We start from the raw sequence: 14,860 nt of genomic DNA on the forward strand, positions 1-14,860 counted from the left end.
CCCGCAGGAGATCAGGGGGGTTATCTATCGCTGTGGGCAATATATCGTAATTGCCGGATAGGGGACGCAGAATGTGCACAATTAAGCGGGGCGAGTAAGCCTCCGCACTCGTCTTCCAAGCCTGCTGCCTATGATTTTTGATGGCTGCATCCCATCGGACGGATACGTTTATCCAGGAGTGACCGTTGTCAGAAATACTCTCTGGGCAGAACTTAAGTGGGGTTTGGTCGGCATATAAGGGCTGCTCTCTCCTTTAGAAAGGGCGCTAAGAGCTCCAATCGATGTAGCCCTGCGCTATACGGGCAGCCGGGGTGTGCGAAATGCCGGTCGTGCAGGAGCACAGCTATCGGCTCGGCTACAAATGTAAAAAAGGCCGATGAATGGCTTCATCGACCTTTTTTACAGCACTCAGGGGTTAGGCAAAGTTATTTTGCGCGAACTCCCAGTTAGCCAACTGCCAGAACGCTTTCAGGTAGTCCGGGCGTACGTTGCGGTAGTCGATGTAGTAGGCGTGCTCCCACAGATCGCAGGTCAGTAGGGGCTTCTGGTCACCTGTCAACGGGGTCGCTGCGTTGCTGGTGTTGACGATCGCGACGGTGCCGTCGGGGTTCTTTACCAGCCAGGTCCAGGAGGAACCAAAGTTGTTGACTGCAGACTCGGTAAATTTCTCCTGAAAGGCTTCGAAGGAACCGAAGGCAGCGTTAATAGCGTCGGCCAGTGCGCCAGTAGGTGCGCCTCCACCGTTGGGGCTGAGACCGTTCCAGTAAAACGTATGGTTCCAGATCTGGGCTGCGTTATTGAATACGCCACCTTCGGAACTCTTGACGATGGTTTCGAGGTCTTTGTTTGCGAAGTCAGTGCCTTCGATCAAACCGTTGAGTTTAACCACGTAAGTGTTGTGGTGCTTGCCGTAGTGAAACTCCAGGGTTTCCTGGGAAATATGGGGTTCCAGTGCATTTTTCTCGTAGGGTAGCGCGGGAAGTTCGATTGCCATGGTGAGGTATCCTCCAGATCAGGTTGGTTTCTCGGTAAACGCAGTATCGCCGGTAACGGAGACAGCTGCACTATAAAGCGTGACGACTCGACGGTCGTTTGGCGCGTAAATCAAGGTGTTATCGATTGTAGCACCTCGGTGCGTACTGCCCATAACAAAATAACGCAGTAATTAAGTCGGGTATTATCCATGGGGCCCGGTCAGCTGTCCAGTACTCCCTGTTGATAACTGATAACGGTTATTGCAGAGCACCCGGGAAGACTCTCGACGAAAGAGGCTCCCATGAGTCGGGAGGGGGTAAAATAGCCCCCACCACCTTCGTAATCGAGCAAGTAGCTGGTAATAGCCAGCGCACCGCTTACCGTGAGGTCATAGCCGTTCGGGGTGGAGAGGAACGCCTGTTTGCTGCTGCCTTTGTTGTTTTTTACTTCGCCCCACACATAGCTTGGGGATTGCTGTCGCTCCTCCAGGGTGGGGTTCTCCACGTTGTGCTCGATGCGGCCTATCAAAAAACGCTGTATCCATGGGGTGCGTAACAGGGGGCGTAGCCAATTGAGTCGCTTAAGCTCCCGCACCCGGCCAGGGGATGCCGCCATATAGACTTCAATATTGCCTATACCGGTGGAAAACCAGGCGGTAGCCAGGTCTCCCCAGGGAATAGCAACAGCATGTTTGATGCCGGTGCCAAAATCGATGTCTCGTTCGCGAGCCCCCAGAGGCTCGCTACAGAGTTTGCCCTCCACCCGTACCATGCCTCCCTGACTGGCACCTATAAGGCTGGTCTTGGTGGTGCCCACGCTGAGGCCACCTGTCGAATCAAAGCCAAGAGTGAGTCGCTGGGCTTCTGGAAGGGCGTTTTTCAGGGTGGCAGCGATGCAATCGGTAGGAATGACATCGAAGCCGGTACCAGGGCAGATCACCTTTCGGCACTGTCGGGCACGATCGTGGCGGGCATGAGCGTATTCGAAAATATCGATCTCCCCGGTAACGTCGAGATAGTGCAGGTCATTATCCATGCAACTATCGATCAATGCCGGAGCGGTTTCGATAAAGGGGCCGGCGCAATTGAGGAGTAGGTCGACGTCCGCCAGGTTTTCGGCGATACGCTTCTTGTCATCAAGGGAAAATATCCGGTAGGAAACACCTAGTTCGGTTGCCAGTGGCACGATCAGCTCTTCACGGCGTCCCGCCAGAATAGGGGTCATTCCCTGCATATGTGCTTTGCGCGCGATCATGCTGCCGGTAAACCCGTTGGCGCCGTAGATCATCCATTTGGTTTCGCGTTTAGCGTTCATGCAATATTCCTGAAGCCGAATAACAAGGGATGCCCGATCGTCGGGGTTGAGGTTGCACTAATAATAGAGTGAATCCTGCGCCGCACAAGCGGTAGAGTTTGAGTGCCTGTAGAAATGAGGCGCGGTAGAGAGTCGCCTCGGGTTGTAGCGGAGTCTGAGTTGTGAACAGGCGCAAGGAGGTGACAATCTTACCTCGGCGGTAGTGGCTGTATAAGGGACTTTTCCTCTACAATGGCGCGTTTAGGGCGTCGTAAGGGGCTTTTTAAGGTAGACCCCCTGAGTGTGCCCGTATCGCCATAATCGATAGCAAAGGGAAGATAACGTTCCATGAGAGCCGATAACACCGACGATCTGCAGGATATTCCAAGCCTGGCAGTTTCCCGTGACGATATTCGTGTGCAACAGCGCTCGTCAGTGCAGGGTGCCGCAAAGCCTGCGAAGGCGTCCCCGCTATTGATGGTCGTGGTGGTTTTGTTAGTCTTGGCGATCGGGGCCATCTCCTTTTTCGGGTACCAGCAAACCCAGGCCCTGCGGGCGGAGCTAGCCAGTAATCAGCAGGCATTTGAGCTGACCCTGCAGCGGCTGCAGGATGTAACCGGCAAAGTGACCGCTACCGGTGAGTCCATGGATCTGTCCGACACCAAGGTGCAGGCAGAGCTGAAAGTGCTGAACTCCGAGGTTAGAAAGTTGTGGGATGTTTCCAATAAGCGCAACAAACGCAATATTGAAAACAACGCCGCGCAGCTAGAGAATTTGTCGAAGAGTGTCGCCCGGGTTGGGAAAAGCGAACAGGCCCTGGAAAAGAGTCTGGCCGCACAGCGGGAGGCGATGGATGTTGAGCGCCAGCGGACCAATGAGTTGGCATCGCAAATACAGCTGTCCGCTACTGAGCAAGCCGCGCGGTTAGAGTCGCTACAGGAGCGTCTGGATACTGTGGGCACCCTTGAGGCTCGTATCGACCTGCTGCAAAAACAGTTAAGCGCCGATATTGACTCCGTCAATGCCCGCGCTAAGGGCAATGCGGATGCGGTGCGTTCCATTGACGCGTTTCGTCGCCAGGTTAATGGCCAGCTGCTGGAGTTGCGAGAAAGTATCAACCGGCTGCAGGGAGGAAACGCGTCACTGCCCTCCTCGCCAAGCGCCGGCTGAGGCTCAGTTTCTAAGTCCTCCTAGTTCGCGCACCATTTTTCGTGTTTCGATACGACGGGTCAGTTGCAGTTCGTGACTGATCCGGTTCCAGGCGTTAACCGCTTGCAATGCATCCCGTTGGCGGCTCCCCTGAGCGCTACAGATCGTGCAAACAACGCGTTGTGACAATAGCCCTTGCACGATTTGTAGTTGTTGGCTCGCGCAAAACGGGCAATCTTCCAGTAACTGTTTCATTCTATCCCCTCACTCTTAATGGTCTTGCTCTATGCCCGGCGTCACGCTCTGGGGCGTTTTGATGGCGGGCAATTATCATAGATTCTTGACCTCATCGGAGGCGGTGAGATCGGTGGAGGAGGGATAGGTTTGGTTCCGCAGAGTGAGTGAATCAACGCTCTGGAGATATCGGTGGGACTTTTTGGAAGGGGGTAGGGGGTGCGGTCTGTTTTCAGACTGGAGTAAGAGTTTGGGCTTACACGCACTCTACCGAGCTTCATGCCGGTAGGTACTCCTAGGTTTGGGTATCACAGGGTTTCCGCACGCTAACTATGATAGTCCCAGTGTAGGGGGACGGGGAGCGATAGCAAGGGCTTTATTATGGTATTTCTCTATAGGTGAACCGCTCTTATCCCGCTAACCGAGAATAAGGCCGGACGCTGCATTTAAAGATAACAACTCATCTTCTGCCGGTGGCCTTAATCAGAGCGGCATCGAGTGTTAGGGGGAAGCTGGGCTGGACGCAGGATCCAGCCCCCCAATGCGAGACTTACAGCTCAGCAACAGCAGTTTTTTAAATAACTGTTTGAGCGCCTTACTGGAGAGTTCCTGATCGGGTTGCTGCGGATTAAAGCTCCACTGGAGCTCGGTGTTGCCGGTGTCCAGATTGCTTATGTTCAAGCAGAGTTGCTGGTCTGCCTCCATCCAGGCGTTAATCGTTAAGCTCATGGTTATCTCATTCTCAAGTAGGTCTTTAATGAGAATGATTATCGTTTGTATTTGTTGTGTTGTCAATCCAGTTCCACGACTACGCGAAAACCGATCTCATTAGAGCGGTGTTCTGCTTTGAAAGCGTCTCGCGCAGAAACCGTGACCCGGCTGGCCTTGCTGTCAAAGCCGCCGCCTCTGGCAACGCGGCGGTTGCAGAAATTGAACTCCAGTGCACTGCCGTCGGTAGCCGCGCGGCTGTAGTCGTTGGCGTAGCAATCTTCTACCCATTCGGCGACATTGCCCTGGGTGTCATAGAGTCCGAATCCATTGGCTTTGTACTCGCCGGCCGGTTGGCTGCGCTTGCGGCTAAACAGGGAGTTGAGCAGGTTGTCGCAACCGTCGCCACAGTTGGCCTGTTTTTCGCCCATGGTGTCGCCCCACCAGTAGGCTTTGGTACTGCCGGCACGAGCGGAATACTCCCACTCGGCCTCTGTCGGTAGTCGGTATTGTTTCCCTGTCACCTTGCTGAGCCAGTTGATATAGGCCTTTGCGTCCTCCCAGCTAACATTAATGGCGGGCCGTGTGTCGCGCCCCCAACGATTGTCTGATGCAAGCTTGCGCCCCGTAGCCCGGGTGAACTTGTCGTATTGGGCGAATGTAATCTCATGCCGGCTAATGGCAAACGCCTTTGCAATGTTGACCCGGTGGCGGGGCTGCTCATCTTCGTTAGCGCCGCTACCCATGAGAAAACTGCCAGCAGGAATAATGACCATGGAGGGGCCGGAGCTGCCATCGCTGAGATGGTTGCTGAACACGTACCCCGCTTTGGGAACAGGACGTAACTTGATGTCGATCGCCCTGTCGCGGTTTTCCAGTACGACCCAGTCCTTGAAGGGTTGAAACCCCTCTTTGGATACCTCAACCAGGTAGCGGCCGGGTTCCAATGCCATATTTTCCCGGTAGCGGGGTTTAATGTTGAGTATACGAATGCGGCTGTCTGCCGGGGAGGGAGTAATGCTGAGGCGATAGGTGATCGCTTGCAGGCGAACGCTGAGTTCCTGGTTACGACTATCCACGTGCAGGGTGTCGAGGGCGGTAACGTACCCGGGACGGGCAACCTGTATCTGGTACTCGCCTTCCGGCAGAAGCATACCGGGCTGGTACGGATCGGGGTGGCCGAGCAGTACGACTAGCGCGTCCTCGGGCTCGGTGTGAACCTTGAGCGAATAGCGGGGCGGTGGAGGAGCGGCTTCGCTAATGGTAATCGGGGCTAATGTCGTGGGCTCTGCAGCGACTGGCGCCGGGGGTGGCTCAATAGCCACGGGTTCCGGTTCCGGGGTCGTGATGTTCATCGCGATCAGCGCTTGTTGATGCCAGCTTGCCCAGGGTAAAGCCCAGTAGAGCAGGGGGATCGCGAGTATCGCTATTAGCAGTAACCAGCGTCGCCGTCGCTGGGGCGCTGCGGCCCGAATCAGGGTATTGCTGCCAGGGCGAATATCGGTGGCGGTCTCCTCGGTCTCGTCCAGTTTGGGCATGCGGGTCGTAGTGCTGGTTTCTATTTCGTAGCCAAAGGATTCCTGATTGGCGACAACTTTTCGTTTGCCAGTCAGTTGATCAAAAAAACCACTGATGCGGCTGTTGCGATGTGGCAATTCGTAGGGTGGGGTGGAGCCTTCCAGCGCAGCGATGTCGTTGACGATTTCCGCTCCGCGCTGGTAACGTTCGCCGACATTTTTTGCCAGCATGCGACGCAAAATAGGTTGGAATTGTTGATATCGAGGAGCTAATACCGGTACCGGTTGGGATACGTGCTTGATACCGATGGCTACTGCGGAGTCGCCAGAGTACGGCACTTTTCCCATTAGCATTTCGTAGAACACAATACCCAGGCTGTAGATATCTGCTCGACCGTCGATGTTTTGGCCTTTGGCTTGCTCGGGGCTCATGTAATGGGGGGTTCCCACTATGGAGCCGGCCGAGGTGACGTCGACGGGGGCGTCAAGGGCTTTAGCGATACCGAAATCGGTAAGCACGGCAGAGCCATCCTGGCGAAAAAGAATGTTTTCAGATTTTACATCCCGGTGTACAAACCCCTTCTCCTGAGCGAAATCCAGCGCATGGGCGATCTGACGCAGAATCTCCAGCGCGCGCTCCTGGGTCAGACCCGTATGGATCAGCTGTTGCAGGCTTTGGCCCGGACAGTAGTCCATGGCGATGTAGTACAGCTGGTCATACACGCCGACATCATAGACAGCGATGATATGGGGATGGGAGAGGCGGCCGACGATGTTGGCTTCTCGTAGGAAGCGCTCGCCAAACGTAGGGTCGGTAGCGAGCGCAGGACTCATTATCTTGAGTGCCACCTCACGGCCGAAGCTTTCCTGAATCGCCAGGTACACCGTTGACATGCCGCCGCGATTGATCTCCCGCAGGATACGAAAACCGGGAATGCGCAGATCCTTTTCACCGCCGAAAATTGCGTCCATGGTTATTCGCCCCCCAAGCCTAGATAGAGCAGCGTGATCAATACCGCTAGCGTGGCAATAAGTTGCGGAGCGTGTCGTTTGTATTGGTTAAACAGGGGGCTGTTTGCTTTTTTCTTTTCGGCGTCGGCGCGAATGATGACCACAGTAATATTGTCTCGCCCGCCTCTTGCCAGCGCCGCTTCTACCAGATCGTCGGCGAGGCGTTGGGGAGGGATGGGTTGCTCCAGCAGGGATTGGATCTCTTCATCGCTGAGTTCGTCGTTAAGGCCGTCACTGCACAACAACAGGGTATCTCCCGCTAGCCATTCCAGGCTATCGGAGTCGACGCGCAGCACATCCAGCGGGCACCCCAAAGATTGGGTGATAATATTTCGCTGGGGGTGATTCTCCGCTTCCTGCTGGCTGATGGAGCCGTTTTCAAGCAGCTCCTGCACATAGGAGTGATCGCGGCTGAGTTGTTGCATCGAGGGCACCCGCACCGGGTTCCAACGATAAATGCGGCTGTCACCTACCCAGCCGATACTGTATTCCGATCCCTTGTCCTGTAACGCCACCAGCGTGGTGCCCATACCTTCCTGTTGGCTATTGAGCTGGCTTTGCTTGCGGATGGCCTCGTGGGCCTGGTGGATCGAATCGGCTAGCGGGGTGCTATCAGCGATCGCTTGGGCTATGGTGTCAACAGCGATGCGGCTGGCGACTTCGCCACAGTTATGCCCCCCCATACCGTCGGCGACCAGCCACAAACCAAGGTCGTCCTTGCAGAGGTAGCAGTCCTCGTTATTGCTGCGCTGTTTGCCGGGATCGGTCCTTGCCGCAAAACTGATAGTGGCCATAGTTATCCTGTGCATGATGCGGGGATCGGCGACTTTTTTCAGGCAAAATTTCGCGCCGATGATATGCATCGAGAATGGCGTAAAAAACTTTTTAAATCTGTGAACTGATCGCCGTATAACTTAGACTCACTCGATTATTTTTAGAAGACAACTGTCGGGCGTGCCTTTTTCGCTCGGCGCTCTCTGGTTTTAATCAGAATGAATAGGGCTGTGAGGTGTTTTTTTTCGGGCGATCATCTGTCCGTGAAAAGAAAGGCGCCGAATACCGACCGATGCCCTCGGTGTAGTCTCAGGAGTATGGCATGTTAAAACTGGTGCGGAAGAACAATCAGGGGATTGCCCGCTGGTTGGTGGACGAAAAGATGCGGATCGGTTCGGCGCAAGAAAATGATTTCGTGCTCGTCGATGAGTCCGTTGCCGATACTCACGCCGAGCTGCGGGTTAAAGGTGAAGAGGTTGCCTTGGTGCGGGTGACCCCGCAGGCGATACTGTCCGTTAACGGACGAGATGTTAAAAAAGCGGTATTGATCAAGGCGGGTGACCTGATCTGCATCGGTACCCTTGAACTCGAGCTGGTGGATCCTAAAGATGGGTTTGTTCCCAAGGTTAAACCCAAAGAGCCGGGTGCCCAGTGGTCAATCAAGGCGATGGATGCCTCATTGCCGGATAAAACCTTCGCTATCAGCAATGTTATGGTGATCGGCCGTTCAAGCGATTGCCAGATCAGTATCTCCTCTTCGCACCTGTCTCGCCGACACGCTGAGCTGTCGGAGGTGGATGGCCGCTTGCTGGTAAAGGATATGGGGTCCTCCAATGGCACCTATGTTAACGGCAGGCGAATAACAGAAACGTTCCTCAAGCGGGGTGACCTGCTTGGGTTTGATAAGCTGGTCTTTACTGTGCTGGGCCCTCCTGACGAACTCGACAAAACCATGGTAAGGACCCTGGCCGAGTCCGCGCCGGCTCAGGAGACGTCGTCTGCAGACAAGGGTTCCGGGGGAGCGCCTGCCGCACCCGCTAACGATACGCAGGAGAGAACCGAATCCGGTGAAACCGTAGCGGACTCTTCCCAGGCGGCCACCTCAAGCGGTGCTGGTATGGGTATGCTGATTGCGATCGGCCTGGTGTTGGCGTTGGCAGCTGTCGGCTTGTTTATGGTGCTCTGAAACCTTTCCGGGCCCGGGGGCTAGTGATCCTGTCGTAGCACCGTTGCGGCAGGGCAGATCAGCAGTTCGCAGTCTCCGTGTTGCAGTACCCGTTCGGCGGTGTTTCCAATTACCGCGCTATCGAGCGCTCCTCGTGCCGTAGCGCCTATGACCACAAGTGTTCCAGGCACCTCCATACTTTCTTTTTTTAGTACCTGTTCGGCTTGCCCTTCCACCATTATTAGCTGTTGCTCGCTTATTCCTGCGCTCTCCAACAGGGGGGGCAGGGCCGCCCGATGGCGTTGACGTAAGGCGTTGGTTTGTGTCGCTTCGGCGTTTACAAAATCGGCATCGAACAGCATTTGGTGAGAAAGTGGAGAGTAGCAGTGAAGCACTGCCATGGGTGTCTGGGTGAGTTGTGCGAGGCTTTGGGCTGTCTCGATGATCTTCAGGTCGCGAGCGTGAGAGGGATCGGCGCTATGGAGCGGGTCCACACACGCGATGACCCGCGTTAAGGGGATGCTCTGGCGTGGTAGCCAAAGTGGCAGAGGGCAGCGCCGAATCAGCTCCCAGTCTTTTTGGGGGAGTAGGAGGTCGCGTACGAGGTGGCGTTTGTCGGGGGATCTTATCAGCAGGGTCTCCCCATCGGGGGGCAGCTCCGCCAGTAATTCAGTCGTGGTGTCTGCGCCGTAGAGTAGCCGGGCATCGCTTTTCGGGTGCTGTTTGCGGAAGGTTTCCAGCTCCCTGTGTAGCCATTGCTCGTGTCCGTTGATCCATTGGGTACGGCCGTCGCGTCGTTGCGCCTCATTCAAAAGCAGGTTGTGTTCCAGAGCGCTGTTATAAACAGGGCACAGCAGGCTGACCCGCGTTTGCGGGAGGCTGGCGGCGAGTATGGCGCGTTCCAGCGCGGGTTGGTTGTTACCATCCGGGCGCAGCACGACATAGATGTGGCGAATATTGTCTATCTTCATAGGATCACCGCAGGACATCTGACCTTCACCATAGCATTTTGATTTAAAGATTCCATAAAGGGTGTCGATAACGCATTACAAAGAGAGGAAAGGATCCAATGAACCCCACCAGCGCCAATAGACAAGGTTTTCGTGCCCTTCATCGAGTGCTTTTGGGAGTAGGGGTAGTGGCAGTGCTGACCGGCTGTGGCAGTTACCGGGTTAGTAGCGGCGTCAGCGAAGGTCTGGACCTGGCCTATAAGCAGTATGCGGATGGTGATTGCGTTTCTACCATGCAAACACTGAGTAAAGTGGAGCGAATGTTGAGCTCTTACCGCTTTCTCCAGCCTGAAGTCTCACTGCTGCGCGGTCTCTGTTTGGAGCGTCAAGGGTATTTCATGGATGCCATGGAAACCTATAATTATATCCTCAACACCTTTCCCCAGTCCGAGTATGCTTATCGAGCCAAGGCGCGCCTGAAGGTCCTCTCGGTCAAGCCCACATCCTGATCGTTGGGGCGGATTATAAGGCGCTGTGCCGGCGTAGCTGCCAGACTCGGGTAAAGCGGTTATACTGAAGCCACACCTGACCCATTTTATTCGAGGCTCTGCCTGTGAAAAGCGAGCAGCCAATGCAGGAGCGGCGCGATTTGACGCGCCACCACCTGACCAACTACCTGACCGTCTACAACCGTAATACCGGACGCGAGATCGGGGCTATTGGTAATATTTCAGCACGAGGGTTGATGCTGATTACCCGCTTGCCCGTCATGGTGGGAGAGCTTTTCAATATGCGCATCAAGCTGCCGGTTGGTGATGAGGAGCATTTTGATCTCGATTTTGATGCCTGTAGCCAGTGGTGCCGGCAGGACGTAGATCCGGCCTACTTCGATAGCGGGTTTTGCATTGAATGGTCCCACGAGGGAATCCATGACCTGACGGCAACCCTCAAAGAGTATTTCACCTTCAGGTCGCCGGAGTCCTGATACGCTGGTGCCAAACCTCTACCTTGTTCCCGATGCCTCTGCCAGTAATGAACTCGAGATAAAGCGCAGCCGTTTTATCGGTTTCATCGAGCCTGTCTCCAGTCGCGAACAGGCGTTGGAGTTGTTAACCCGCCTGCGGCAGCAATACCCCGATGCGCGTCACCATTGCTGGGCCTATCGCGTTGGCTCCCCCCGATCCCCTTCCGCCGAAGCGTGCTCCGATGATGGGGAGCCCCAGGGCACTGCTGGCAGGCCTATGCTTAATGTATTACAGCACCAGTCCATCAGCGATGTTATGGTCGTGGTGGTGCGCTATTTCGGTGGCATCAAGTTGGGTGCTGGCGGGTTGATAAGGGCCTATACCGACGCCGTGCAGGCGACCGTCGCTAAAACGGTATTGCGGCCCCGGCAGGAGATGGTTTGCTGCCGCCTGCGTTGCGGCTATGAGTATGAGGCCGCGCTGCGCCATGCCATCGAGAAAGAGGATGGAGAGTGGCTCGATACAGTCTATAGTGCGGAGGTTGAACTACGGGTCTCAATACCCCAGAGTTCACTGGAACGATTCAAACGGGTATCGCAGGATATCTGTCGCGGCCAGGTAGAGTTTCAATTCTGAAGGAGCAGTGCATTGGCAGGGACAATCTATTGGCATGACTATGAAACCTTTGGCACTCGTCCCGCGACGGATTGGCCATCCCAGTTCGCAGGTCTGCGCACCGATCTGGAATTAAATGAGATCGACGAGGCTCCGTTGATGCATTACTGTGCGCCACCGGATGACCAGTTACCGGCGCCGGAGGCTTGTCTTGTGACGGGTATTACCCCGCAGTTGGCGCTTCAGGAGGGGTGTTGTGAGGCAGAGTTTATCGCAAGAATTCATCAAGCGTTCAGTGTACCTGGCACCTGTGTCGCCGGTTACAATAGCCTGCGTTTTGACGATGAGGTGACCCGCCACGGGCTCTATCGAAACTTTTTTGACCCCTATGGCAGGGAGTGGAAAAACGGGAACAGTCGCTGGGATATCATTGATCTCGTACGCTTGACCGAAGCCCTGCGCCCCGAGGGCATAGAGTGGCCGCTGCGGGAGGATGGGCTACCCAGTTTTCGCCTGGAGGAGTTGACCGCCGCCAATGGTATTGCCCATGAAGCGGCCCACGACGCCCTGAGTGATGTACGCGCAACGATCGCCCTGGCCAGGTTGATCCGACAGCACCAACCTCGCCTCTACGATTTTGCTTTCAATCATCGCCAGAAGCAGATGGTCTCCCGCTACCTTAATCCGCAGCAAAAGAGTCCGCTGGTGCATGTGTCGGGGCGTTACCCTGCGAGCCGCCACAGCCTGGCGCTGGTGCTTCCTGTTGCGGTGCACCCTGAAAACAGTAACGGCGTCATTGTGGTGGACCTGGCGAGTGACCCTGAGTTGCTGCTGAGTCTTAGCGTCGAAGAGTTGCAGCGACGACTCTACACGCGCTCCTCTGAACTGGAGGAGGGGGTCGAGCGACCGGGACTGAAAACGGTGCATATCAATCGTTGCCCCGTTATTGCACCCTTGAACGTGCTGCGCGAGGGTGACATTCAGCGTCTCCAGCTGGATATGGTGAGCATGAAACGGAACTACGAGCGTTTGCTCGCTGCACCTGAGCTGGTGGCCAAGTTACAACAGGTGATGACCAGCGGTGAGCGGGAGCCCCAGCGGGACCCGGACCATATGATCTACAGCGGCGGTTTCTTTGGTCCCGGGGATCGCGAGCGCATGGAGCAGATACGGCGTACGCCGGTCGAGGAGTTGGCACTGATCGAACCCGCCTTCGAGGATGCCCGCTTGGAAGAGATGTTGTTTCGCTATCGTGGAAGAAACTACCCCGACAGCTTGTCTCCCGAAGAGCGCCAGCGCTGGCAGCAGTTTCGCCATAAGCGGCTGCTGCAGGATGATGGTGGTGGGGGACGAACCCTTGCGGACTACTTTCGGCGTATTGATGAGTTGCGGGTAGAGCGCTCAGACCCCCAAAGCCTGCATATCCTGAATGAGTTACACAAGTGGGGCGAACAGCTGCAACAAGGACTACTGATGGATTGATCGTTTAAGCAGGCGGCCTATAATGTCACCTCGCTTAAAGGAGTAACCGATGTCCCGAACGTTTCGACTCACAGTCGCCTGCCCCGATCGCGTCGGCATAGTGGCTAAGGTGAGTAATTTTCTTGCCAATTACAACGCCTCTATCACCGAGGCCAATCACCACTCTGACCTAGCAACAGGGTGGTTTTTTATGCGCCATGAGATTTGGGCCGATTCGATGCCCCTCGAGCTGGAAACCCTGCGCGCGGCGTTCGCCCCGATCGCCAGTGAATATGAAATGCAGTGGCGCATCACGGATTCCAAAGAGCCAAAGCGGGTGCTTCTTATGGCGAGTAAGGAATCCCACTGTCTGGCTGATTTGTTGCACCGATGGCACAGCGGTGAGCTGGAGTGCGCTATTCCGGCGGTGATTTCCAACCATGATGAGCTCCGCTCCATGGTGGAGTGGCACGGTATTCCCTTTCACCATGTACCGGTCACAGCGGGAGATAAGTCCGAAGCCTTCGCCAGGGTCGCCGAGCTGGTGGCGCAGTATCAGGCAGACACCATCGTACTGGCTCGCTATATGCAAATCCTGCCCCCGGAACTGTGTGAACAGTATGAGAACCGAGTGATCAACATTCATCACAGCTTTTTACCCTCGTTCGCCGGAGCCAAACCCTACCACCAGGCGTACCAGCGGGGCGTCAAATTGATCGGGGCTACCTGCCACTATGTGACCTCGGAACTCGATGCCGGGCCCATTATAGAGCAGGATATCGAGCGTATCAGTCATCGCGATAGCATTGCGGACATGGTGCGTATGGGCAAGGATTGCGAGAAAACCGCGCTGGCCAAGGGGCTGCGATACCACCTTGAGGACCGGGTGCTGGTGCACGATAATAAAACGGTGGTCTTTAGCTGAGCTGCCCGGGTGCCGTTGCGCTGCGATGTTAAAGCCCCAAGGGTATTCGCTGCACGATGGGCCGCTCCAGAACTCGCCAGTAGCGCTATGGGCTGATTCGCAGCCCCCCCCCCGATTTTTATCGTTGGCAGGTTTTTTGCTCGCTATCCTCTCAGGTAAGGTTTTTTATCCCCTGAGAGAGAAATCATGGATCAAAAAGGTGCATTGCTGGAGGAGGTGGTAAAGGTCGGTGCGTTTGCACCCCTACCTGCCAACGATGCTGAGCCACCGCTTGACTACCGTGCGTTGCACGTTGGCAATCAGCGTCGTCTCGCCCGTATCGCCCTTGCGCTGCGGTGCTTGCCGCTCCTGAGTTACCTGCAACACCACCGTGGGGCGTCCCTGGCTGTGCTCAATGGTGATCTGTTTTTTGAGTCGCGTATTCTCGGCATTCAACAGAAAGTGGAATATCACCTGGGGCGGGTTCAGCAGCTCGGTGAGGCCAATTTGTTGAGCTCGCCGGGCTGGGAGAACGTTGAACGGGAGTGGTTGTTCGTTAAGGAGCAATGGCGCATGGATTCCCCCATCGCCAACTTTAATTTGCATTGTCATCTGGTCAATGAACTGCAAGTTTTTATCAAGTCCTTGTTGTTTCATGAAGACCTTGGAACCGATGGTGACTCATTGCTATTGCTGGGTTATATCGTCGAAACGCTACTTCCTATCGTGGAAGGAATAGCGCAAATTCGTGGCCTGTCCACCCATCGCGAACTCGATCATGAGAGTGAAGAGGTGGTATTTAAGCTGAATTACCTGACCACCGAATTTCGTCAGCGGCAGCGTGGGATCATGGAACGTTGCGACGCCTTTTCTGAACGAGATCGCAAGTTGATCGGGAAAACCTACGCTGACAGCAGTTGTGGTGACAAGTTGCGAGACTTCGCAGCAGAGATCGCGAGTGCACAGGGTAAGGGATGGCAGAGCGGCTATGGAAGCGGGACGCTGTTTTTGAGTGCCACCAAGTTGATCGATGGGATTTTGTTGGTTACCGAGTGCAGCATTAAGCGCCTGCGGGATCATATGAACAAAGATCTACAGCGCTGGATCTATCGCGAGCGCGACTAGTTTCTTTTGTCGTT

Annotated in this window: 15 protein-coding genes; 8 read left to right on the forward strand and 7 right to left on the reverse strand. The window is 55.3% G+C overall.

Features of this window, described 5'->3' with window-relative positions:
• Positions 1-415: 415 nt before the first annotated feature.
• Both ACP3PW_RS08665 and ACP3PW_RS08670 read right to left on the reverse strand, forming a co-directional pair.
• Positions 416-994 (reverse strand): superoxide dismutase, encoded by a 579-nt coding sequence (locus ACP3PW_RS08665; protein ID WP_426416297.1) that lies wholly within the window; start codon positions 992-994, stop codon positions 416-418.
• A gap of 200 nt (positions 995-1,194) precedes the next feature.
• Positions 1,195-2,289 (reverse strand): saccharopine dehydrogenase family protein, encoded by a 1,095-nt coding sequence (locus ACP3PW_RS08670; RefSeq protein WP_426416298.1) that lies wholly within the window; start codon positions 2,287-2,289, stop codon positions 1,195-1,197.
• 327 nt (positions 2,290-2,616) lie between these two features.
• Here ACP3PW_RS08670 and ACP3PW_RS08675 point away from each other — a divergent pair, with 327 nt between their 5' ends.
• Positions 2,617-3,438, forward strand: coding sequence for a hypothetical protein (locus ACP3PW_RS08675; RefSeq protein ID WP_426416299.1), 822 nt, complete (start codon positions 2,617-2,619; stop codon positions 3,436-3,438).
• 3 nt (positions 3,439-3,441) lie between these two features.
• On the opposite strand, the gene ACP3PW_RS08680 is transcribed toward ACP3PW_RS08675, so the two are convergent.
• The 4 genes from ACP3PW_RS08680 to ACP3PW_RS08695 all read right to left on the reverse strand — a co-directional run bounded on the left by ACP3PW_RS08680 (position 3,442) and on the right by ACP3PW_RS08695 (position 7,681).
• Positions 3,442-3,672: a Lar family restriction alleviation protein gene (locus ACP3PW_RS08680; protein ID WP_426416300.1), complete on the reverse strand. Its 231-nt coding sequence runs from the start codon at positions 3,670-3,672 to the stop codon at positions 3,442-3,444.
• Positions 3,673-4,152: 480 nt separating this feature from the next.
• Positions 4,153-4,380 carry a hypothetical protein gene (locus ACP3PW_RS08685; RefSeq protein WP_426416301.1) on the reverse strand — a complete coding sequence of 76 codons (228 nt, stop codon included), beginning with the start codon at positions 4,378-4,380 and terminating at the stop codon, positions 4,153-4,155.
• 62 nt (positions 4,381-4,442) lie between these two features.
• Positions 4,443-6,848, reverse strand: a complete 2,406-nt coding sequence (locus ACP3PW_RS08690; RefSeq protein WP_426416302.1) for an SUMF1/EgtB/PvdO family nonheme iron enzyme — start codon at positions 6,846-6,848, stop codon at positions 4,443-4,445.
• A 2-nt stretch (positions 6,849-6,850) separates the two neighbouring features.
• A complete protein-coding gene (locus tag ACP3PW_RS08695; protein WP_426416303.1) occupies positions 6,851-7,681 on the reverse strand; it encodes a Stp1/IreP family PP2C-type Ser/Thr phosphatase in 831 nt (276 codons plus the stop codon).
• Between the two features lie 302 nt (positions 7,682-7,983).
• Here ACP3PW_RS08695 and ACP3PW_RS08700 point away from each other — a divergent pair, with 302 nt between their 5' ends.
• Positions 7,984-8,847 carry an FHA domain-containing protein gene (locus ACP3PW_RS08700; protein ID WP_426416304.1) on the forward strand — a complete coding sequence of 288 codons (864 nt, stop codon included), beginning with the start codon at positions 7,984-7,986 and terminating at the stop codon, positions 8,845-8,847.
• Between the two features lie 20 nt (positions 8,848-8,867).
• On the opposite strand, the gene ACP3PW_RS08705 is transcribed toward ACP3PW_RS08700, so the two are convergent.
• A complete protein-coding gene (locus ACP3PW_RS08705) occupies positions 8,868-9,797 on the reverse strand; it encodes a universal stress protein (protein WP_426416305.1) in 930 nt (309 codons plus the stop codon).
• A gap of 98 nt (positions 9,798-9,895) precedes the next feature.
• Here ACP3PW_RS08705 and ACP3PW_RS08710 point away from each other — a divergent pair, with 98 nt between their 5' ends.
• The 6 genes from ACP3PW_RS08710 (at position 9,896) to ACP3PW_RS08735 (ending at position 14,846) form a co-directional block, all read left to right on the forward strand.
• Positions 9,896-10,285 (forward strand): tetratricopeptide repeat protein, encoded by a 390-nt coding sequence (locus tag ACP3PW_RS08710; RefSeq protein WP_426416306.1) that lies wholly within the window; start codon positions 9,896-9,898, stop codon positions 10,283-10,285.
• Between the two features lie 104 nt (positions 10,286-10,389).
• Entirely contained in the window at positions 10,390-10,761 is a 372-nt protein-coding gene (locus tag ACP3PW_RS08715; RefSeq protein ID WP_426416307.1) for a hypothetical protein, read from the forward strand.
• Positions 10,762-10,768: 7 nt separating this feature from the next.
• A complete protein-coding gene (locus ACP3PW_RS08720) occupies positions 10,769-11,377 on the forward strand; it encodes a YigZ family protein (protein WP_426416308.1) in 609 nt (202 codons plus the stop codon).
• 12 nt (positions 11,378-11,389) lie between these two features.
• Positions 11,390-12,838, forward strand: a complete 1,449-nt coding sequence (sbcB, locus tag ACP3PW_RS08725) for an exodeoxyribonuclease I (RefSeq protein ID WP_426416309.1) — start codon at positions 11,390-11,392, stop codon at positions 12,836-12,838.
• A 49-nt stretch (positions 12,839-12,887) separates the two neighbouring features.
• Entirely contained in the window at positions 12,888-13,742 is an 855-nt protein-coding gene (purU, locus tag ACP3PW_RS08730) for a formyltetrahydrofolate deformylase (protein ID WP_426416310.1), read from the forward strand.
• 186 nt (positions 13,743-13,928) lie between these two features.
• On the forward strand, positions 13,929-14,846 hold the full coding sequence (locus ACP3PW_RS08735; protein ID WP_426416311.1) for a hypothetical protein: 918 nt from the start codon (positions 13,929-13,931) through the stop codon (positions 14,844-14,846).
• Positions 14,847-14,860: the final 14 nt, after the last annotated feature.

This window comes from Aestuariirhabdus sp. LZHN29 (assembly GCF_049985285.1).
Classification (GTDB): Bacteria; Pseudomonadota; Gammaproteobacteria; order Pseudomonadales; family Aestuariirhabdaceae; genus Aestuariirhabdus.